Genomic DNA, 20,682 nt, shown 5'->3' with positions numbered 1-20,682 from the left:
TGGGTTATTCACTGGCCTAGACAGGCATGCTCATTATTTCTTTATAGGCTTCGACAAGCTTATTACGCACTTGTACCGTTGCCTCGAAGGCGACGCTGGCTTTCTCACGGGCGATAACAGTATCTGACAACGAGACCGTAGTATCTCCCATTTCTAAGCGCGTCGCGAGGTTTGATGATGTTGACTGTAAACCGCTGACATTGCCGACGGCTTGCGAGAGTAACTGACCGAAGTCCGCACCACTGGTGTTATTAACTTGCTGCATGATATTTGGCTGAACGCCAAAAGACGGCGTAATTTCGCCTTGGAGTTTCTGCATTTCTTGCAGGAATGAATTTGCGCCTATTTGCATGCTGAGCTCCCAGTCGTCGAGTTCTTGACGATCAAAATACCTATAACGGGACAATGCAAAATAACGGCCAAGTTTTCAAATGGTCGTGATTGATAATAAATTGACGGGATAAGAAGAAGTTAAAACTAAGGATTCTGGATAAAATAGGCCACTTTTGCGGTGGTATATTTTAATAAATGCAGCCTCACACTCATGTTGAGGCCGCAAGATTATAACTTGAATTTAAAGACTAATTTGGCAGTTGAATGCCCATATCACGCATTCTTGCCATCTTGTATCTTAAGGTTCGGGCGCTTATCCCCAGTTTTTCAGCGACCAGTTTGCGGCTTCCTTGGCATTGATTAAGGGTTTCTAAAATAATCACATGCTCCTGCGCTTTAAGCTCTTCGCCTAAACCGTCTGGCTCGGCAGCAAATTGATCTAGGTCTTCGCCGCCTAAAATCACATCCTGCGCATCAATAATAATGTCATTGGCGGTGATCACTTGACCGGCTCTTAATATCAAAGCCCGCTGGATCACATTATCGAGTTCACGTACGTTCCCCGGCCAGCGATGACTCAATAAACGTCGACGTGCATTTTCATCCAACTCAGGCACATCAGCGACATTCAATGCCTTGGCATGCTTTACCAGTAAATGGCGCGCAAGGGGCAGAATATCCGCTGGACGTTGACTTAATGCGGGCCAAGCTAAGGGGAACACGTTGATTCGATAGTAGAGATCTTCCCTAAAGCCACCGGCGGCTACCACGGCTTTTAAGTCGCGATTGGATGTGGCAAGCACGCGCACATCGAGCTTAATGGTTTTACGGCCGCCTAAACGCTCAACTTCACGCTCTTGCAATACCCGCAATAACTTAGCTTGTAGGCCTAAATCCATCTCAGATATTTCATCTAGCAGCAAAGTGCCACCTTGAGCCTGCTCAAATTTCCCCGGACACGCTTGATAGGCACCAGTAAATGCGCCTTTTTCATAACCAAAAAGGGTGGCTTCGAGCATATTCTCAGGAATCGCTGCACAGTTAATGGCTACAAAAGCTTGATCCGCACGGCCACTGTGTTGATGAATATAACGGGCTAAGACTTCTTTACCCGAGCCGCTAGGACCTAAGATCATAACAGAGGCATCGGAAGCGGCAACCCGCTGAGCCAGTGCCAATAAAGCTAAACTCTTCTCATCGGCAACAACTGGCTGATCCACATTTTGTTTTAACGGCAAATAGCGGGAAACTTGATTGAGCAAGACTTCTGGCGCAAATGGTTTCGCTAAGTAATCGACAGCGCCCAATTTAATGGCATCCACCGCACTACCAATCGTGGCATAAGCTGTCATCAACAATACTGGCAATTTAGGATGATGTTGCTGTAGGAAGTTTAATAATCCGAACCCACCAATGCCTTGCATCTGCACATCGCTAATGACTAAATCAAATTGATGTTGTTTCAAGGCTAAAATAGCGTCTTCACCGGAGGCAACATCAATGCACTCATACTGAGCCAACATTAAGGTATCCAACAAGGCTTCACGCAATGAGGCATCATCTTCAACGAGCAATAACTTTGCTTCAGACATGGGTAATCTCCAAAGGTAATATCACCGCAGATTTAGCCCGTGGGAAGACTAAAGACACAGTGCAACCTTTATTCGGTAAGCAACTTAATTGCAGTTGTCCTCCATGATTACGCACCACGGATTGCACAACCGCTAACCCGAGCCCAGTTCCCTGCGATTTTGTCGTAAAGAAAGGTTCAAGTACCTTCTGCTGCATATTGGCATCTAAACCTTTGCCATTGTCGATGACATTCAGTAGTAACTGATCGCCCTCTTCTGCCGCTTGAATACGAATCTCAGTCGCGCCAGCTTCGATACTGTTCATGACTAAATTATTAATCGCCGAGCTTAATGCATTTGAATTGGCTAACATCGAACTGCTTGATGCATCATCAAATGACAAGTCACAACCTTGCTTCGCCGCTATCGGCTCACAATTTGCCAATACATTGTCGATAACCTCAGCCAGTGTAATCAAATCTCCGAGTTCATCCTGACGGCCTTTCGCCATCAATAGCATGTCGTTAACCTGACGCTCCAGTTCATTGAGTCTATCAACAAGCTTTTGCTGGAATTTCGCTTTAGCGGCATCGGATAACTTAGGACTCGCAAGATTAGAGGCATATAGCAAAGCGGCAGATAAAGGCGTGCGCACTTGATGTGCCAAGGTAGCAACCATTTTACCCAGTGCAGATAAGCGTTGTAGATGGGATAGATTTTTCTGTAATAATCGAGTTTCAGTCAGATCAGTTAACACAATTAATTGACCAGGCTCTGGCGTGAGTGGCGTAATGGCTAATTTAACGCGGCGGCCATTACGCAGTGACACTTCGTGGCCATCATCATCCTGTGGCGCAAAGGCACTGTGGATCACATCAATCCAGCGAACGCCACACAAGGAGCGCTCAAGTAATTCAACTGCAACCGGATTGGCATCCGTGACTATACCGTCGCCATTGATAATCACCACGCCGGATGGCATAGCCTGTAAAATATGCTCCATTCGATTGGACATATTAGCGGCCTCACGCAGTTGGTTCCATTGTTTGCTAGTGTGCTTGAATGACTCAATTTGCGCTAGTGGGTTGGCTGACATAGTCACTCCGTCAAAAAATTGCTTATGACGGAGTGACTGCAGTATCTATGCCAAATTAGAAATTGAACTTTAGAGGTTAAAACTACTTATATAACAATAAAATAGAAAACTAATCTTTGGTCATTCCGTACTTACGCATTTTTTCTACTAGCGTTGTACGACGTATTCCGAGCATCTCAGCCGCGCGAGCAACAACGTTATCTTGCAGCTCTAGCGCCTGACGTATCATGTCGATTTCCAGTTCTGCTAATAAATCCTTAAGGTTCACGCCTTCAGGTGGTAGCTCACTAGGGAAACGCGTCTCAGGGATTTCAACCGGCTCTTCATCACTAAAGATAGAAGCCAAAGCATCACGTTCCTGTTGCTCTTCGCTCATCTCAACACAATATTCGGGCACATCGATATGGCGATACTTAACGGGTAAGTCGTTAACATCAACCAATCCACCCGGATATAAAATGGTGAGGCGTTCGACTAAATTAGACAGCTCACGCACGTTACCCGACCAAGCATGCTCTTTTAACGACTCAATCGCACGCTGCGTAAAGCGCACCTTGCCACGGCCTTCGTTATAGACTCGGCTAACCAACTCTTGTAATAGCAAAGGCACATCGTCCTTGCGATCACATAGCGCAGGCATTTCAATCGGGAATACGTTTAGGCGGTAATAGAGATCCTCGCGGAACTCATTCACGCTGATCATGGTTTCTAAATCTCTATGTGTCGCTGCTACAACGCGTACATCGGCATTGATGGTCTTAGTGCCGCCAACACGCTCAAATACCCGTTCTTGCAGTACACGAAGTAATTTAACTTGCATCTGCAATGGCATGTCACCAATTTCATCGAGAAATAGTGTGCCACCTTCCGCCAATTCGAAACGGCCCTTACGAGAACAAATTGCCCCAGTAAATGATCCCTTCTCATGACCAAAAAGTTCACTCTCTAACAACTCTGGCGGTATAGCACCACAGTTAACAGGAATAAAAGGGCCATCACGGCGCTCAGACAAATAATGGATATTACGGGCGACCACTTCTTTACCGGTACCGGATTGGCCCAGTACTAGTACAGTCGCCTCAGATGTCGCCACTTGATTAATCAAGTGTCTTACATTGGCAATACCATCACTGCGCCCAACCAAGCTTCGGAATAACTTAGTTTGATTTGCACTTGTGGGGACTTGAGGGCGCTTAACTTGGCCAAATACTTGGCAGAAGTGTAATAATTCGGTGAGTTGAGGATAGGTTAAAGGTTCCTCAATATTTCCAAGAATGTTAGACACTTGCAGATCGTCAACGTTGCCAAGCAACAGCATAGGTTGCCATGGATGTTGACCCGCAATGTTTTTAAGCGCATCAGCATCCATAACATCAGTTAGGATAACTAAAGCTCGAAAACGAGTATCTTGGAGGCTAGCACTTAATTTTTCGGCGTCAATTTGTGCAATTTGCTCACCTAAAAAATCAAAAATGCAACACAGGCGATTTAATCGCTCTGATGGGGGGCCGATAAGTAAAATTCGTTGATCTGTTTGCATCATTCAGTAGGCCGTAAAGCTCTAATATGTATTAATTCGCATTAATTATTTATGATTAGTTGCTGTAAAAGCTTAACAAATTCAATGTAACAATCTGTGCCACCATCACTACTGTGGTGAATATTGTATTATCAGCAGACGAGAAGCAAGCCTCAGATGAGGTTTATGCCAAACTGAATTGATTTTAGTTCATTTATGCCATGATTCTAGTTAAAAACGTCAAACATTTGACTTTAAGCCAAAAAAAAGACGCAACCAGTGCGTCTTTATTCTAATCAAAAAATTATTATATTAACCAGCTTCTGAATGTGCCGATATATTATGTTTATCAGCAGGAATTGCATCCCAACCTTCTTTGATGGTACGTAAAACCTCACATACATCATCAATGGCTTTCACATCATTATTGAGATTGGCTTCGGTAATTTTGCGAAGCATGAAATCATAGAGATCACTCAGATTTTTAGCTATTTGTCCACCAGCATCCATATTCAAGCTATTCTGCAAACCGATAATAATACTGACCGCTTTACCTATATATACTCCTTTGTTCACCAGCTCATTTTGTTCCATGGCATAACGCGCTTGAGCAAGACGCTGTAACGCGCCAGCAAACATGAGCTGGATAATACGATGAGGTGAAGCCACAGTAATTTCACTATCTAATGAAACCTTACGATATGATTGCAAGGAACCTCGCATAAATACCTACCTATTTGCATCAATTGTCTGATAAACATTAATTTTTCGTTGATTCTTACTAGTGAGAACGAGTAAATTTTTTCGTTCCGTCATAATTTCTTGGGCAAGCAAACACAACTGATTAGTCAGCTCCAACTGCTGTTGCAGAAATTTTTCATCTAACGTCACGTCTCCCTTCAGTAAATTATCCACTAAAAATTGACGTTCACTCACCAAAGCCTGCAAATTTAATACCAAAACATCTGTTAATTCATTTTCAGCAGGAATTTTTTTCAAATTCAAGAGTACATCACTAATTTGTTGATTCAACTCTTGTAGTTGCATCATAATCTCCAGCTTAAAAACATAAAAAACAATTTTTAACTACGTGACACAGCACCTGGTAGTGAATTCAATCTATCTGCTAGTCCAGCACTCTGCTGGTTTAATTGGCCTACCACTAGATCCATCGCATTAAACTGCTTTGTTAATCTTGCTTGCAATAAGCTCATTTTTCGGGCAAAAGCTTCTCGTTGTTCGGTAAGTCTTTGTTGATCTTTGGTATAGGCATTTTTACGTGTATCAATTAGTCCACCAACTTTTGCATATTCTTTTGTCAACTCAGTGAAGCGGTTAGCCAAACCAGTAGTTGGACTTGCAAACAAAGCCTCTACGCTCTCCATATCATCTTTTAGTACACTATCTAACTTGGTATCATCAACCGACATTTTTCCATATCTGTCAATTTTAATTCCAACATCATACAATCCAACACTACCGTTTGATGTAACAACACGTCCACTCGCCATATTACGTAACTGTGACTCGAGGGAGCGAATCATTGAGTCACCTTGAAGCGCTGCAGCTTTCTTGCTCTCAGCATCATAAGAAGATAACTTGTCTATACTGCTTACTAAGGCGTTATATGCAGTTACAAATCCATTCACATTTTCTTTTACTGCATCAGTATCCTGTTCAATTTTTAATATTGAAGTCTTGCTGACATCAGCATCTGTCAACGTTAAGCTAACGCCACTTATCGCAGTCTCCACTTTATTGGATTGAGAGGTGACTTTTTGATTATCTACATAAATAACTGCATTAGTAGCCGGATTTAATTCAGTTAAATTTACACCTCCAAACATATCGTTAAGGCCAGTACCACTGGTATCGTTAGCCGTTACCATAATCTGATTATCAGTACCCGAATTATCTGAACTAAACACCAACTGCGCACCAGCATCACTAGTAATAACTGTCGCAGTTATACCTGAATTATCCGTGGCATCATTAACTTTTTGAGCAATAGTAGCAATAGTATCATCTGGGTCAATAGCAACAGTAAAACCATTTCCATTTACTGAAAAATCTAAGCTCCCCTCTCCAACAGGGATATTTGCATCCGCAATATGCAGCCCCCCAACCTTATGTGCAGAAGCAAGTTGTTCTACTTGGATATTATAACTTCCTGATTGAGCAGATTTAGTGGCTACAGCACTAAAATAACTGCTTTCTCCAGTAGTGACTTTTCGTTGATTAAGTACATCGCCTGACTGAAGTTTTTTTAATGCATCTTGAAAAGTCGAAAGAGCACTTTTCAATGTGCCCATCGCTGATAATTTTGCACTAATGGTATCCTCAGTCTTGTTAAACATGGCTTCCTTAGGAGCTTGTTCAGCTTCAACTAACACCTTAACTATATTGCCAAGGTCTAAGCCTGAGCCAATTCCCATCGCAGTTAATGCCATATCAACCTCTACTATATCTGTTTACAATAAACCATTTTGACTATGCCTCTGTTTTCATAAGAAAACCTGTGACTTCAGATAATTTCTCCGCCAACTTTAACGCTTCTTCACTTGGGATCTGACGGATCACGTCTCCAGAATCAATATCCATCACACTAACAACATTCACTCCTGAATTATCATCAACTTTAAACGCTAACCCCTTTCGCATCAATGACATCATATCTGATAACCCAGTTGCAACTTGTTCAAGTTTTTCCTGCGAAACCGTTTTCTCTGCAGCTAATGATTTGTCAACCTCTTGAACGGGGAAAATGGCCGGCTTGTTTTCGGTTTCAACGCCTCGTAACGGTGGCTTCAATGGCACACTACTTACATCAATTCTAGCAGCTGCTGTGTCTGAACTAGCTAAATTAATATCCATAGCCCAACATCTCCTCAAACGACCCACTTTATCGGCCATCTCGTTAATCTTAAATTTGCGTTAAAAATTAAGCACAAGACTTTATCGACGAACGTTTACAGAACAAAGGGAGATCCGTTCCCGAACCTCCCCCAAGCACTTCAATGTTACAACTAAGAAAGGTTACAGTAGCGATAACGCTACCTGCGGCAACTGATTCGCCTGTGCCAACATAGCGGAGCCCGTTTGTTGAAGCACCTGATTCTTGGTCATTGCAGATGTTTCTTTAGCAAAGTCCACATCTACAATACGACTTTTCGCATCGGCAACGTTAGCCTGAGTATTCGCGCTGTTGCTGATGTTATGTGCGAGACGATTTTGAATCGCACCTAATTTTGAGCGTTGTGTATCAATTTTAGCTATAGCAGCATCGATTTGTGTTACTGCAGCAGAAGCCACGCCGTCACTACCTACACTTAAAGCGTCGACACTTAATGCAACCGCTCCAGTGCCGCTGATAGTGATTGAAATAGTTTCGCCTTCCTGATGACCGACTTGGAAATTTTTACTACTGAAGCTACTGTCTAATAGCTTAGTGTCACCAAAGGCCGTGGTCGTTGAGATCGCCGTGATTTCGAGAGCTAACTGGTCAATTTCAGCCTGTAACGCAGTTTTATCACTCGCAGAATTCGCACCGTTTGTTGCTTGTACGGCTAGGTCTCGCATGCGTTGAAGCATGTTAGTCTGTTCCTGCATCGCACCTTCCGCGATTTGAGCAACAGAGATCCCATCGTTAGCGTTACGCATCCCAACTTCGAGACCCCGTACTTGGCTATTCAAACGGTTCGAGATAGCCAAACCTGCTGCATCGTCTTTAGCACTGTTGATACGCAGACCGGAAGATAAACGCTCCATTGAAGTAGCTAACGCGCCACTTGACGAATTCAAATTTTTCTGAGCTTTTAATGATGTGACGTTAGTGTTGACGGTAATGGCCATGATGCGATTCCTCTTTATTCCTGGCTAAATCTACTTACCTGCCTCGTTAAGCCAGGCCAGTCTTATTGGTTACTATCTATATAACGGCCACACTTTTTTTATCTTTAGAATAATTTTCGAATAAATTAAATTTTAAACACAACGCATTAATTTTAAATAGAATTTAAACGAAGCAGAATAAACAGTGATGTATCTAGTTTCCAATTAAAATCTTCCAAGCGCGATGAACTACAAACTGTACGTACACAGTTCCTTCTTCGTAAATACTATTTAAATGCACACATGAACATTCAAAATGATATTTTATCAAAATAACCTTGACCAACTATCGACATAACAAGTAACTTCTACGCCTCTGTTTTCATAAGAAAACCTGTGACTTCAGATAATTTCTCCGCCAACTTTAACGCTTCTTCACTTGGGATCTGACGGATCACGTCTCCAGAATCAATATCAATCACACTAACAACATTCACTCCTGAATTATCATCAACTTTAAACGCTAACCCCTTTCGCATCAATGACATCATATCGGATAACCCAGTTGCAACTTGTTCAAGTTTTTCCTGCGAAACCGTTTTTTCTGCAGCTGATGATTTGTCAACCTCTTGAACGGGGGCAATGGCCGGCTTGTTTTCGGTTTCAACGCCTCGTAACGATGACTTCAATGGGGCACCACCAACATCAACTCTAGCAGCTGCTGTGCCTGAACTTGCTAAATTAATATCCATAGCCCTGCATCTCCTCAAGCGACCTATTTTATAACTATCTCGTTAATCTAAAATTTGCGTTAAAAACTAAGCACAAGAATTTATCAACGAACGTTTATAGAAAAAGGGAGATCCGTTCCCGAACCTCCCCCTAAACACTTAAATGTTACAACTAAGAAAAGTTACAACAGCGATAACGCTACCTGTGGCAACTGATTCGCCTGTGCCAACATAGCGGAACCCGTTTGTTGGAGCACCTGATTCTTGGTCATTGCAGATGTTTCTTTAGCAAAGTCCACATCTACGATACGACTTTTCGCATCGGCAACGTTAGCCTGAGTATTCGCGCTGTTGCTAATGTTATGTGCGAGACGATTTTGAGTCGCACCTAATTTTGAACGTTGGGTATCAATCCTAGAAATCGCTGTGTCAATACTCGCAACAGCATCTGATGCGCTCCCGTCAGTAGCAACACCTAGAGCGTCTACACTTAACGCGCCAGCACCCGTACCGCTGATAGTGATTGAAATAGTTTCGCCTTCCTGATGACCGACTTGGAAATTTTTACTACTGAAGCTACTGTCTAATAGCTTAGTGTCACCAAAGGCCGTGGTCGTTGAGATCGCCGTGATTTCGAGAGCTAACTGGTCAATTTCAGCCTGTAACGCAGTTTTATCACTCGCAGAATTCGCACCGTTTGTTGCTTGTACGGCTAGGTCTCGCATGCGTTGAAGCATGTTAGTCTGTTCCTGCATCGCACCTTCCGCGATTTGAGCAACAGAGATCCCATCGTTAGCGTTACGCATCCCAACTTCGAGACCCCGTACTTGGCTATTCAAACGGTTCGAGATAGCCAAACCTGCTGCATCGTCTTTAGCACTGTTGATACGCAGACCGGAAGATAAACGCTCCATTGAAGTAGCTAACGCGCCACTTGACGAATTCAAATTTTTCTGAGCTTTTAATGATGTGACGTTAGTGTTGACGGTAATGGCCATGATGCGATTCCTCTTTATTCCTGGCTAAATCTACTTACCTGCCTCGTTAAGCCAGGCCAGTCTTATTGGTTACTATCTATATAACGGCCACACTTTTTTTATCTTTAGATAATTTTTTAAATACATTTAAATTTAATTTTAAGTAGTTATTTTTAAATGAAATTTAATCTATCCCAAAAGAGAGTATAAAAGATCTGTGTAAGTGGCATTCTATCCATGTATTTGAAAGGAATAAAGAATGCCAGTATCAGACCAGCTTATCGATCAGTTATTGGCTAATTATAAATCCCCTGAAGACCTGTTTGGTGAGCAAGGTATCCTTAAGCAGTTGACTAAAAAGCTTGCTGAGCGTGCTCTTGAAGCAGAGATGGAGCAGCATCTTGGCTATGCCAAACATGATGCGACCGGCAAAAATACTGGCAACTCTCGTAATGGTGAAAGTCGTAAATCAGTACGCACTATTTACGGCGACATTGAGCTTGAAACGCCGCGTGACCGTAATGGCAGCTTCGAACCTCAATTAGTCAAAAAGCACCAAACCCAACTTACCGATGAAATGGAGCGTAAAATCATTGGCTTATTTTCATTAGGCTCCAGCTATCAAGATATTCGCGCGCATATCGAAGACATGTACGGCATGTCGGTGTCTAACGGCACGGTGAACGCCATTACTGATAAGTTATTACCTGAGCTTCAAGCATGGCGGGAACGCGAACAAGAACCGCTTTACCCCGTCATATGGCGTTGTTGATTAAATCATTTCATAGAACGTAATCGTTCCAATACTTCTGGTCGATTAAGCAACTTGCCCATTGTAATCACGTAAACTTAGCATTGGACTATTCAACTGTTTATATCGGCCCATGGCGGTCTCTGCTAGAGAGCGCTGGTGATAGCCGTTATCGATTTTCCATTGTTTCAGCTGACCCGCTTTCAGTGCTTCTACGGCTTCATTGCGTGGATACCCTTTTTCCCATAACCCCGCATTTGAGCGGGGTGGGATGGTAGCTTTGCAGCCTTTACGTAGCAGTAATTGATAACAACCCTTTGTATCATAAGCCCCATCTGCCGATACCTGCGCTATCTTTCGCCGTAAAGGATTGAGCAAGGTCGGCAGTACTTCATTATCGCCTACTGACACAAGGCTGACTTCAGCGGCAACGACTTCGTGAGTGCTTGCATCTATGGCTAAGTGCAACTTGCGCCATGTGCGGCGTTTTTCGCTGCCATGCTTGCGCGTTTTCCATTCGCCTTCACCAAACACTTTCAGGCCCGTGGCATCGACAACCACATGCGCTATCGGTCCGCGACTGGGGTTGCGGTACTTGATATTGACTGTCTTAGCGCGTTTACTGATAGAAGTGTAATCGGGGGATTTAAGTGGCACGCTCATCAACGTAAACAAAGAGTTGAGAAAGCCTTCTAGCGCACGCAACGATAAATTAAAGATGCCTTTGACCATCAACGCGGTTTCAATCGCCACATCACTATAGCTAAACTCGCGTCCACGCCCGCCATGATGCTCATGTCAGTACCACGCGTTTTCATCCACCCAGAAGGTGAGCGAACCACGGTTCACTAACGCTTGGTTGTATTGCTTCCAATTAACGATTTTACGTATTGATTTGCCCATGTTACCGTCCTGAAAGTGAGTCAGGAGATCTGATCACGGCAACGCCAATTAGTTCACTGATTTGTTCAACAACGCCCCGTCATATGGCTCGATGCCATTCACTATAAAATCAAAGAGAATGGCCGCTTTACCAGCAACGCGGTTTACATTATTTTGGCGCTTAATGTCGAAGGTAAAAAAGAGCTGTTAGGCTTATATCTGTCTGATAATGAAGGCGCTCACCATTGGTTAAGCGTGCTAACCGACCTGTATAATCGTGGCGTTAAAGACATCCTCATCGCCTGTGTGGATGGCCTTAAAGGCTTTCCTGAAGCGATTGAAACCATTTACCCGCAGACGGAAGTGCAGTTGTGTGTTATCCACCAAATTCGCAACTCGATGAAGTATGTTGCTTCAAAGCATCAAAAGGCCTTCATGGCGGATTTAAATTGCGTTTATAAGGCTGCCACCTTGAATGCGGCCGAGATGGCACTGGATGAGCTCGAGACAAAATGGGGCGATAAATACCCCGTGGTGATTAAATCATGGCGTAACAAATGGGCGCTACTATCGGTTTATTTCAAATACCCTGACTACGTTCGCACCGCTATCTACACCACCAATGCGGTTGAAGCGGTACATCGACAATTCAGGAAATTGACCAAAACGAAGGGCGGTTTTGCTAACGAAACAGTTTACTCAAGCTGCTTTACGCGGGTATATTGAAGGCCTCTGAGCGCTGGACTCACCCCATCCAAAACTGGAATTTGACGCTATCACAGCTCTCAATCCATTTTGAGGGGCGCTTAGAAAACCATATCGCTCTGTGAAATTAACCTGACACAGAATTATGAACAGCCTCACGGCCAGGGCAAGATCATGAATGTTTATTGACCAATTCCCCCATCTGATTGACCTGCAGCTCGGACTGTGATCTTATGCTCTCTTTTTGGGAGTACCAGCATGGTTATTGACAGCATCAAAACACATTTCAGTATCATCCAAGACAATCGGCAGAGTGCCAAGATCGACTATCCATTATTTGATGTTCTGTTTGGTGCACTCTGTGCCGTCATTGCGGGGGCTCGTGGTTGGACGGACATTCGTGAATACGTTCTGGGTCACCATGAATGGTTTCGTCGTCACCAGTTATTTGAAAAAGGTGTCCCGGTCGATGACACCTTCGCACGCCTTATCGCCACCATTGGACCACAGGCCTTTCGGCAATGTTTTCTCGATTGGATGCAGGCGGTGTAACGCCTGATCGCCATTGATGGTAAAACCCTGCGGGGTTCTTACAACCTAGATGAGGCTTTGTTTTCTAAATCGAGTCAGCGAACAAAACTCTCATCATTATTCAAATATCAAGCTACGTAGTGGGTTTCAGGCATACCTAGCCCAGTAAGCTTGTTCAAAGCGCTAATCATCGCGTAAGTTTCTCCCACCTGAGCGTTATAATTCCGCATGCTCAACGTGCCTCCTAGCAGTTGTTTTATCCTGTACATGGCGGTTTCTGAGATTGAACGGCGATGATAACCATACCGTTTTTTCCATTGCTTATTTGAGCCATGAAGCTGTTGCCAACTGACGGCTAAGTTTCGTGGATGCCCTTGTTCCCATTGCGCAGCACCTTCCCTAGGTGGAATGAGCACTAAAGCGCGTTTTCGACGAACGGCTTCGTGACAGGCTTTCGTGTCGTAAGCACCATCACCCGAGTTATTGCGGATTTTTCGATGGGTTTGCTTAAGTAAATTGGGCATCACTTCAGCGTCTGTGACACCTGATAAACTGAGTTCTGCGGCAATAATTTCATGGCTATGTGTATCTACGGCAATATGCAGTTTACGCCACACTCGGCGCTTTCCATCTGTACCATGTTTCTTCACTTTCCACTCACCTTCGCCATAGACCTTCAAGCCTGTCGAGTCGATAGCTAAGTGCTCAATGGCGCCGCGAGTCTTGGTTTTAAAAGCAATATTGACCGTTTTCGCGCGTTTACTGATGCAGGTGTAATGCGGGCAAGATAATGGGATGTCACCCAGTTTAAACACCGAATTGATAAAGCCCTGTAAGGCTCTCAGTGGCATAGAGAAAATACGCTTAACCATCAGCGCAGTGGTAATGGCTAAGTCGCTAAACACTTGAGGGCGACCTTTCTTGGGCTGCTCGACTTTGGCTTTCCACTTAGCAATTGCATCCTCATCAATCCAGAAGGTAAGTGAACCGCGGTTGATTAAGGCTTGGTTGTATTGCTTCCTGTTGGTTGTTTTATAGCGAGGTTTTGACATGGCTGATGGGTAAGTTGATAGGCGATGCCGATCAGATCTGCGGCTACGGTTTTAGTTCAACCTATTTAGGAAACAAAGCCCCGAGATGATCGCTACAGCACGATTCACATGATCAGCGCCTATGCATCGACAAATCAGATGGTGTTGGGACAACTGAAAACCAACGACAAAAGCAACGAGATCACTGCCATCCCTGAGCTGATCCAAATGCTGGATCTTCGGGGCGCTCTCGTCACCATTGATGCGATGGCCTGTCAAACCAAAATCGCCAAAGCCATCGTCCAGCAAGGTGACGACTATCTATTGGCGGTAAAAGGCAATCAGGAACGGTTGGCCAAGGCGGTACGAGCCGCCTTTAGCTCACATAGGCAAGCTGCCGTAGACATGGACCAATGGCAAACCGAAAAGCATCACGGTCGAGTAGAATCCCGGACATGTCACGTACTCAGTGCAGAGCAACTGGAAGGTAACTTTTCTAGTTGGACTGGGCTATCTAGCATCGTCATGGTGGAAAATTTCCGAGCCGAAAAAGGCAAAAAACCGACGCTGGAGTACCGATATTACATCAGTTCCAAAGCGCTAACGGCTGAGGAAACCAGTCAAGCGGTCCGGGCACATTGGGGGATCGAGGCAATTTATTGGATCCTTGATGTAACATTTGGCGAAGATACCTGCCAAATTTATCGGGAGAATGCGGCAGAAAATGTCGCTTGTTTACGTCATATGTCACTGAACATGCTACGAGCAGAGTCTACCCAAATCAGCATACCGATGAAGCAGAAGCGCTGCATGATGAATACAGGGTTTCTGGAGAGCGTCCTCTTGGCTGGATTTGCATCAGTGGTGAATTAATGCACACTCATGCGGACGCCCTGGCCTCACGGCGTTCGTGTATCATTAAGATAAACAGCCACTTACACAAAAGATTTTATAGTCTCTTAATTTTGTTATCTCTACAAAGCCATTTTCAATCTTTTTATCCTGGCAGAGTTTTCGCCAAGCATTTTTCTATGCATCTGTTTTCACTAGAAAACCTGTGACTTCTGATAACTTCTCAGACAATTCTAATGCTTCTTCACTTGGGATCTGACGGATCACGTCTCCAGAATCAATATCCATCACACTAACAACATTAACTCCTGAATTATCATCAACTTTAAAAACTAGACCTTTTCGCATCAATGACATCATATCAGATAACTCGCTAGCAACTTGCTCAAGTTTTTCCTGCGAAACCGTTTTTTCAGCAACTGTCGACGTATCAACCTGTTCAACGGGCTCAATGAACGACTTATTTTCAGTTTCAACACCTTGCAATGATGGCTTCAATGCTGGTGCACCACCTGTATCAAGTCTAGTACCTGCTGTGGACGAACTTATTAAATTAATATCCATAGCCCTATATCTCCTCAAGAGACCCATTTTATCAACTATCTCGTTTACCTTAATTTTACGTATCAAAACGAACGAAAAATCAATCAACGAACATTAATAGAACAAAGGGAGGCACGTTCCCGAACCTCCCCTAAGCACTTCAATGTTACAACTAAGACAGGTTACAGTAGCGATAACGCTACCTGTGGCAACTGATTCGCCTGTGCCAACATAGCGGAACCCGTTTGTTGGAGCACCTGATTCTTGGTCATTGCAGATGTTTCTTTAGCAAAGTCCACATCTACGATACGACTTTTCGCATCTGCAACGTTAGCTTGGGTATTCGCGCTGTTACTAATATTATGCGCAAGGCGATTTTGAGTCGCACCTAACTTCGCCCGCTGAGTATCAATGCTAGATAACGCTGCATCAATTGCGGTTATCGAGGTTGATGCTGCAGCATCATTAGACACAACTAACGCACTAACACCCAAAGTAGCAGCATCTGTACTAGCTATTGTTATTGAGATTGTTTCGCCTTCCTGATGACCTACTTGGAAGTTTTTAGAAGCAAACCCGCCACTCAACAATTTAGTATCACCAAAAGCTGTTGTCTGAGAAATAGCTGTAATTTCGGAGGCTAACTGATCAATTTCAGCTTGAAGAGCATCTTTATCACTGGTGGAATTAGCCCCGTTAGTTGCTTGTACGGCTAAGTCTCGCATGCGTTGAAGCATGTTAGTCTGCTCTTGCATCGCACCTTCCGCGATTTGAGCAACAGAGATCCCATCGTTAGCGTTACGCATCCCAACTTCGAGACCCCGTACTTGGCTATTCAAACGGTTCGAAATTGCCAAACCTGCAGCGTCGTCTTTTGCACTGTTGATACGCAAACCAGAAGATAAACGCTCCATTGAAGTAGCTAACGCGCCACTTGACGAATTCAAATTTTTCTGAGCTTTTAATGATGTGACGTTAGTATTGACTGTAATGGCCATGATGCGATTCCTCTTTATTCCTGGCTAAATCTACTTACCTGCCTCGTTAAGCCAGGCCGGTCTTATTGGTTACAGTTTATATAACGGCCACTATTATTTTATCTTTAGAATTTTTTTATCTTTTTACATAAAATTAATTGCGAACTAATAAAAAGGCTTGCCTGCATATCAATTAGCTTATCTTTCGACATAACTAATGTGCAGGCAACAACATTTATCCACAATCAGTGGTAAGCTTTATTAACCAAGTAGAGATAATGCTACCTGGGGAAGCTGATTAGCCTGTGCTAACATGCTCGAACCCGTTTGTTGTAACACTTGGTTCTTAGTCATCGTGGCAGTTTCTTTCGCAAAATCAACGTCCACAATACGCGATTTTGCATCAGCCACGTTAGCCTGAGTATTAGCACTGTTACTAATATTATGAGCTAAGCGATTTTGTACGGCACCTAACTTAGCCCGTTGAGTATCAATACTAGTTAATGCTGAATCAATTGCAGCTATCGCGGTTGATGCTGCGCCATCATTAGACACAACTAAAGCATTAACACCTAAAGTAGTAGCATCTGTAGCTGTTATCGTTATTGATATTGTTTCTCCCTCTTGATGGCCTACTTGGAAATTTTTGGCGGTAAATCCACCACTCAATAATTTAGTATCACCAAACGCTGTAGAGTTAGAAATCGCCGTAATTTCTGAGGTCAACTGATCAATCTCAGCTTGTAGTGCATCTTTATCACTGGTGGAGTTTGCACCGTTAACTGATTGTACTGCTAGGTCACGCATACGCTGCAGCATATTTGTTTGCTCTTGCATAGCACCTTCAGCTACCTGTGCAACTGAAATACCATCATTGGCGTTACGCATACCAACTTCCAAACCACGAACTTGCGAGTTCAACCGGTTAGAAATAGCTAAACCTGCCGCGTCATCTTTCGCACTGTTAATACGAAGACCGCTGGACAAGCGTTCCATTGATGTTGCTAAGGCACCACTTGACGTATTCAAGTTTTTCTGTGCTTTTAAGGATGTTACGTTAGTATTAACGGTAATAGCCATGTTGAGTTCCTCTTCCTAGTTATACTGCCAAGGCTTGGAGCTTGGCTAAAATTGTTAACAAATTATCTTACAGATCTTGGGTATGGTGCTTTCTGTTAAATAAAGTCAAACAGGGAAACAGAACCCACTTTACTAAACACGCTAGAGACTGCGTTCAATGCAAGCTGTTGCTTTTCAAATTCCGTAATCGCTGATGCATAATCGAGATCTTCCAAGAGTGATAGTGCTGAAGTGTTCACCACTTTCTCCTCGGTATGTGTCTCTGTGTAACTTTCGACAACTTTCAGATTATTTCCCGCCACACTTCTGGCAGAACTAATTTGATTGACGCCACTATCGATGTTATCCAATATCTGTGCCAACTGAGCTCGTCCCTGGGGTGTGTTAGCCGAATTAGGGGCTTCAATTAGTGCTATCGCACTGCTGATCGTATCGAAAATACTGACCTCGGCCTGGGGTTCCATAGTGAAACTATCGCCAGCGCTGGGTTTTCCATCAATTTTAACGTCTATACCATTAAAACTAACGGGATTGGTCGCATCAAAATTAGCGACGTTTGCGACAGGATTATTGGCAGAATCGAGCACTTGTAAATTCGTGCCACCAGCGCCATTATCTGTAAAGTTAAACGTATATGTATCAGCCACATAAGTTGCAGCGTCAGCAATTTTTGCCGTTTTAACGCTAAACTCACCCTGCTGGCTGGCCAAATAATTGACGCTATAATCACCAAATCCATTGGGTGCTTTCATAAACGCGCTATCGCCAGGGATGTTTGTCCCCATAGCCACACCCGTTTGCACTAAACTATTTCTGACGCCAGAATCACCGCTATACACAATTTTAGGCGGCGTCGAGTTATCAAAAGCAAAAGGCTCTTTATCGGTACTGAAACCGGAGAACATATAATTGCCAGATTCATCCTTACTATTCGCAATAGAAAGCAACTCTTCCAAGCTGCCTTTCATCTCATCGGCAATCATTTGCCGCTCAGTTCCAGATAGTGTGCCGTTTATCGCGCGCACAACTTGCTCACGCATCGAGCCAGTTAGATCTTCAGCGCTACCGAGTTTGCTTTCAGTCACAGCAAGACGATTCGTCGCATAATCAATGTTCTTCATAAACTGATCGACGAGTGCATTTTTCTGATTCAGATTATCGATACCCTGTGACGCCACAGGATCATCACCGGCAGTATTGACTTTCTTACCGCTGCTCAGTTGTTCAAGAATTTTGCTGGTCGCAGTTTGCTTTTGCAGCACACTGGTAATGCTTTGATTAAAGATCTGCGCGGATGATAATCGCATAGTTAAATCTCCTAACGCACTGAGGATAATAAGGTGTCAAAAATCTGCTGTGCGGTCGTCATGATCCGCGCAGAGGCTTGATAAGCTTGTTGAAAACGCATTAAATTTGCTGCTTCTTCATCTAAGTTCACGCCCGACTCACTCTCTACTCGCGCATAAGCTTGCTGATACACGGCCTCTGCCGAACCTGTACGCACTTCGGCCGCTTTCGTTTTACTGCCGATGTCTAACTTAGTGTTCTCGAACACATCCGCTAAGGTCGATTTGCCATTATTCATCACTTTACTTTCGCTCACTTTAGCCATAGCAACAGCATTGGAGTTATCGCCCTCGGCAAAGGATAAATCGAAGGTAAATCTGTCATTGCCTGCAGCCGCTTTGCTATCCACTTCAAAGGTAAAGCCAAAAGCGCTGATACTCGGTGGGGTATAAGTTGTAGCAGCCCCAAGTGATGTTCCTGCGGCATCGAATGCTTCATAGGTTGGAGGTACTGCAGTAGTGTCGAGCTTTATCGTCAATTCACTGCCCGTCACAGGGAAATTTGCGACATTGCGATTGCCAATTTGAGTCAACTTAACTTGAGTATTACCCGAGTTAGCGGCATCAGCGGTAATCTTTGGGGATGCGGCGGCAATGCCTTTAGGGTCTTTCATGACCACTTCAATGCCATTTGAGGCGCCCGCTGTTGGGCGAATGGCAAAACGATCCCCCGACGACATTGCGCCTGCTTTTATGTCAATTGAAAATCCAGCACCACCCGATAACGTCGAGCCCGTTAACGTCAGCGGTGTTATCCCCCCCGTTTCTGTATCTCTCAATTCATAAGTGGCAGGCACAGTACTGACACATGACAGCTCGTAGGCACCGCCAGTTAATAGACTGGTGTCATCTATGGTAACGCCTAACGTTGCATTGCCCGCATTATCAGAAAAACCTGCTACACGACCCAAGGACATCATAGGATCGTTGATATCTTTGAAGATATTGGCGCCGACTTGCCCATTGAGGTCAATGCCTTGCGCTTGCATTTTGTTGAAGTTATCAGCCACGCCCAAAGCTAATTGGTCAAGCTCATGACCCGCGGGAATTAACGTCTGGTCACGATAATCAAACATGGCTCCTAGCTGACCACCCAGTTTACTTGGGTCAACAGTAACGCTTTGCGAGCCAATACTTGAGTTAAGCTGTAACTCTTTGGGAAATGGGTTACCCGCTTGAGTGCCCATACTCATGGCAATCTCACCGGAAACCAACATCACAGAGCCACCGAGCATAATACTCTTGGCGCCATTTTCTTGCGGGATAACATTCACTTGGGCGTACTGACTCAACTCTTGAACGAGTGCATCTTGCTTATCGAGCAGCTGCGCATCTTGATTCGGCGACTTCATCAACTCTAGGTTTAAGTTGGCCAGCTCAGTACCTATCTCATTAATACGCTTGGTCATGCCAGTTATCTGATCATTCGTCTGATCGAGCTGGCCATTCAAATAAGACTGCATCTGATTCAGGCTGCTCGCGACTTGCTGCGCATTCGTTAAGGTCGAGCTGCGGATACCCAAATCTGCAGGTAAGTCCGCTACGCTATTCATACCTGCAAACAGGTCATTTAAGCTTTGTGGCACAACTTTGCCTATTTGTGAAAATAGCTGATCGAGTTCACTCAATTTACCGTAGCTGGCTTCGGCGGCACTGAGCGTTGTTTGGCCAATCCGCAACTCTCTTGCGGCATAGTCATTGTAGATTCGCTTAACGTCATTAACGTAAGTTCCTGTGCCATAAAAGCTATTGCCTAAACGCTGTGATTCTAGAGTCGACTGAGTTGCCACTTGTCTGTGATAACCCGCGGTATTGGCGTTAGCAATGTTATTACTGGTGACACCCAGTTGCGACTGGGAGGCAAGCACCCCAGTTCGCGCAATATTCAGCAGATCAACGGCCATTAGTTGACACTCCTATGAACAA

Annotated in this window: 17 protein-coding genes and 5 pseudogenes; 4 read left to right on the top strand and 18 right to left on the bottom strand. The window is 44.1% G+C overall.

Going from position 1 to position 20,682, the window contains the following annotated elements:
- Positions 1-16: 16 nt before the first annotated feature.
- The 11 genes from fliE to OX890_RS08720 form a co-directional block, all read right to left on the bottom strand.
- Entirely contained in the window at positions 17-352 is a 336-nt protein-coding gene (gene fliE, locus OX890_RS08770) for a flagellar hook-basal body complex protein FliE (RefSeq protein ID WP_011847306.1), read from the bottom strand.
- Between the two features lie 229 nt (positions 353-581).
- The gene (locus tag OX890_RS08765) at positions 582-1,925 is read right to left on the bottom strand and encodes a sigma-54-dependent transcriptional regulator (protein ID WP_259559805.1); all 1,344 of its coding nucleotides are present in this window, start codon (positions 1,923-1,925) and stop codon (positions 582-584) included.
- Positions 1,918-3,000 carry a sensor histidine kinase gene (locus OX890_RS08760; RefSeq protein ID WP_063884836.1) on the bottom strand — a complete coding sequence of 361 codons (1,083 nt, stop codon included), beginning with the start codon at positions 2,998-3,000 and terminating at the stop codon, positions 1,918-1,920. The genes OX890_RS08765 and OX890_RS08760 overlap by 8 nt, the downstream gene beginning before the upstream one ends.
- 109 nt (positions 3,001-3,109) lie before the next feature.
- Complete coding sequence (locus tag OX890_RS08755; RefSeq protein WP_011847309.1) at positions 3,110-4,543, bottom strand: sigma-54 dependent transcriptional regulator; 1,434 nt, start codon at positions 4,541-4,543, stop codon at positions 3,110-3,112.
- Positions 4,544-4,831: 288 nt separating this feature from the next.
- The gene (gene fliS / locus OX890_RS08750; protein ID WP_259583408.1) at positions 4,832-5,242 is read right to left on the bottom strand and encodes a flagellar export chaperone FliS; all 411 of its coding nucleotides are present in this window, start codon (positions 5,240-5,242) and stop codon (positions 4,832-4,834) included.
- A gap of 6 nt (positions 5,243-5,248) precedes the next feature.
- On the bottom strand, positions 5,249-5,569 hold the full coding sequence (locus OX890_RS08745) for a flagella biosynthesis chaperone for FliD, FliT (protein WP_259583409.1): 321 nt from the start codon (positions 5,567-5,569) through the stop codon (positions 5,249-5,251).
- Between the two features lie 32 nt (positions 5,570-5,601).
- The gene (fliD, locus tag OX890_RS08740) at positions 5,602-6,969 is read right to left on the bottom strand and encodes a flagellar filament capping protein FliD (protein ID WP_259583410.1); all 1,368 of its coding nucleotides are present in this window, start codon (positions 6,967-6,969) and stop codon (positions 5,602-5,604) included.
- A 40-nt stretch (positions 6,970-7,009) separates the two neighbouring features.
- A complete protein-coding gene (locus tag OX890_RS08735) occupies positions 7,010-7,393 on the bottom strand; it encodes a flagellar protein FlaG (RefSeq protein WP_259583411.1) in 384 nt (127 codons plus the stop codon).
- Between the two features lie 162 nt (positions 7,394-7,555).
- On the bottom strand, positions 7,556-8,371 hold the full coding sequence (locus tag OX890_RS08730; protein ID WP_268650440.1) for a flagellin N-terminal helical domain-containing protein: 816 nt from the start codon (positions 8,369-8,371) through the stop codon (positions 7,556-7,558).
- 347 nt (positions 8,372-8,718) lie between these two features.
- Positions 8,719-9,102, bottom strand: a complete 384-nt coding sequence (locus OX890_RS08725; protein WP_259583414.1) for a flagellar protein FlaG — start codon at positions 9,100-9,102, stop codon at positions 8,719-8,721.
- A gap of 161 nt (positions 9,103-9,263) precedes the next feature.
- Positions 9,264-10,079, bottom strand: a complete 816-nt coding sequence (locus OX890_RS08720) for a flagellin N-terminal helical domain-containing protein (RefSeq protein WP_268650439.1) — start codon at positions 10,077-10,079, stop codon at positions 9,264-9,266.
- Between the two features lie 238 nt (positions 10,080-10,317).
- Between OX890_RS08720 and OX890_RS08715 the strand changes: the two are divergent.
- Positions 10,318-10,821 (top strand): annotated as a pseudogene (locus tag OX890_RS08715) (transposase); the annotation flags it as partial.
- 54 nt (positions 10,822-10,875) lie between these two features.
- Here the strand turns inward: OX890_RS08715 and OX890_RS08710 are convergent.
- Positions 10,876-11,712, bottom strand: a pseudogene (locus OX890_RS08710) (IS5 family transposase).
- A 75-nt stretch (positions 11,713-11,787) separates the two neighbouring features.
- Between OX890_RS08710 and OX890_RS08705 the strand changes: the two are divergent.
- Positions 11,788-12,521: pseudogene (locus OX890_RS08705) on the top strand (IS256 family transposase); the annotation flags it as partial.
- A 133-nt stretch (positions 12,522-12,654) separates the two neighbouring features.
- Positions 12,655-12,945 (top strand): annotated as a pseudogene (locus OX890_RS08700) (ISAs1 family transposase); the annotation flags it as partial.
- A gap of 110 nt (positions 12,946-13,055) precedes the next feature.
- Here the strand turns inward: OX890_RS08700 and OX890_RS08695 are convergent.
- The gene (locus OX890_RS08695; RefSeq protein ID WP_268650438.1) at positions 13,056-13,979 is read right to left on the bottom strand and encodes an IS5 family transposase; all 924 of its coding nucleotides are present in this window, start codon (positions 13,977-13,979) and stop codon (positions 13,056-13,058) included.
- 81 nt (positions 13,980-14,060) lie between these two features.
- On the opposite strand from OX890_RS08695, the pseudogene OX890_RS08690 reads away from it, so the two are divergent.
- Positions 14,061-14,831 (top strand): annotated as a pseudogene (locus OX890_RS08690) (ISAs1 family transposase); the annotation flags it as partial.
- 156 nt (positions 14,832-14,987) lie between these two features.
- On the opposite strand, the gene OX890_RS08685 reads toward OX890_RS08690, so the two are convergent.
- From OX890_RS08685 to flgK, 5 genes are all read right to left on the bottom strand, one after another.
- Positions 14,988-15,374, bottom strand: a complete 387-nt coding sequence (locus OX890_RS08685; RefSeq protein WP_259582451.1) for a flagellar protein FlaG — start codon at positions 15,372-15,374, stop codon at positions 14,988-14,990.
- A 161-nt stretch (positions 15,375-15,535) separates the two neighbouring features.
- Entirely contained in the window at positions 15,536-16,351 is an 816-nt protein-coding gene (locus tag OX890_RS08680; RefSeq protein WP_259582452.1) for a flagellin N-terminal helical domain-containing protein, read from the bottom strand.
- 240 nt (positions 16,352-16,591) lie between these two features.
- Entirely contained in the window at positions 16,592-17,410 is an 819-nt protein-coding gene (locus tag OX890_RS08675) for a flagellin N-terminal helical domain-containing protein (RefSeq protein WP_259582453.1), read from the bottom strand.
- A gap of 95 nt (positions 17,411-17,505) precedes the next feature.
- Positions 17,506-18,717 (bottom strand): flagellar hook-associated protein FlgL, encoded by a 1,212-nt coding sequence (flgL, locus tag OX890_RS08670; protein WP_268650437.1) that lies wholly within the window; start codon positions 18,715-18,717, stop codon positions 17,506-17,508.
- Between the two features lie 11 nt (positions 18,718-18,728).
- Positions 18,729-20,660, bottom strand: a complete 1,932-nt coding sequence (gene flgK, locus OX890_RS08665; protein ID WP_268650436.1) for a flagellar hook-associated protein FlgK — start codon at positions 20,658-20,660, stop codon at positions 18,729-18,731.
- Positions 20,661-20,682 lie beyond the last annotated feature (22 nt).

The sequence above is a fragment of the Shewanella sp. DAU305 genome, from assembly GCF_026802235.1.
Taxonomy (GTDB): domain Bacteria; phylum Pseudomonadota; class Gammaproteobacteria; order Enterobacterales; family Shewanellaceae; genus Shewanella; species Shewanella baltica.
Note: the sequence above shows the minus strand (reverse complement) of the source record. Positions and strands in the feature narration are given on the sequence as shown.

Excerpts from the sequence above, each read along its gene's own strand:
- flgL (WP_268650437.1), bottom strand. The coding sequence starts at position 18,717 with ATGCGATTATCATCCGCGCAGATCTTTAATCAAAGCATTACCAGTGTG.
- OX890_RS08765 (WP_259559805.1), bottom strand. The coding sequence starts at position 1,925 with ATGTCTGAAGCAAAGTTATTGCTCGTTGAAGATGATGCCTCATTGCGT.
- flgK (WP_268650436.1), bottom strand. The coding sequence starts at position 20,660 with ATGGCCGTTGATCTGCTGAATATTGCGCGAACTGGGGTGCTTGCCTCC.
- OX890_RS08720 (WP_268650439.1), bottom strand. The coding sequence starts at position 10,079 with ATGGCCATTACCGTCAACACTAACGTCACATCATTAAAAGCTCAGAAA.
- fliS (WP_259583408.1), bottom strand. The coding sequence starts at position 5,242 with ATGCGAGGTTCCTTGCAATCATATCGTAAGGTTTCATTAGATAGTGAA.
- OX890_RS08745 (WP_259583409.1), bottom strand. The coding sequence starts at position 5,569 with ATGATGCAACTACAAGAGTTGAATCAACAAATTAGTGATGTACTCTTG.
- fliE (WP_011847306.1), bottom strand. The coding sequence starts at position 352 with ATGCAAATAGGCGCAAATTCATTCCTGCAAGAAATGCAGAAACTCCAA.
- fliD (WP_259583410.1), bottom strand. The coding sequence starts at position 6,969 with ATGGCATTAACTGCGATGGGAATTGGCTCAGGCTTAGACCTTGGCAAT.
- OX890_RS08680 (WP_259582452.1), bottom strand. The coding sequence starts at position 16,351 with ATGGCCATTACAGTCAATACTAACGTCACATCATTAAAAGCTCAGAAA.
- OX890_RS08675 (WP_259582453.1), bottom strand. The coding sequence starts at position 17,410 with ATGGCTATTACCGTTAATACTAACGTAACATCCTTAAAAGCACAGAAA.
- OX890_RS08725 (WP_259583414.1), bottom strand. The coding sequence starts at position 9,102 with ATGGATATTAATTTAGCAAGTTCAGGCACAGCAGCTGCTAGAGTTGAT.
- OX890_RS08755 (WP_011847309.1), bottom strand. The coding sequence starts at position 4,543 with ATGATGCAAACAGATCAACGAATTTTACTTATCGGCCCCCCATCAGAG.
- OX890_RS08760 (WP_063884836.1), bottom strand. The coding sequence starts at position 3,000 with ATGTCAGCCAACCCACTAGCGCAAATTGAGTCATTCAAGCACACTAGC.
- OX890_RS08685 (WP_259582451.1), bottom strand. The coding sequence starts at position 15,374 with ATGGATATTAATTTAATAAGTTCGTCCACAGCAGGTACTAGACTTGAT.
- OX890_RS08735 (WP_259583411.1), bottom strand. The coding sequence starts at position 7,393 with ATGGATATTAATTTAGCTAGTTCAGACACAGCAGCTGCTAGAATTGAT.
- OX890_RS08695 (WP_268650438.1), bottom strand. The coding sequence starts at position 13,979 with ATGTCAAAACCTCGCTATAAAACAACCAACAGGAAGCAATACAACCAA.
- OX890_RS08730 (WP_268650440.1), bottom strand. The coding sequence starts at position 8,371 with ATGGCCATTACCGTCAACACTAACGTCACATCATTAAAAGCTCAGAAA.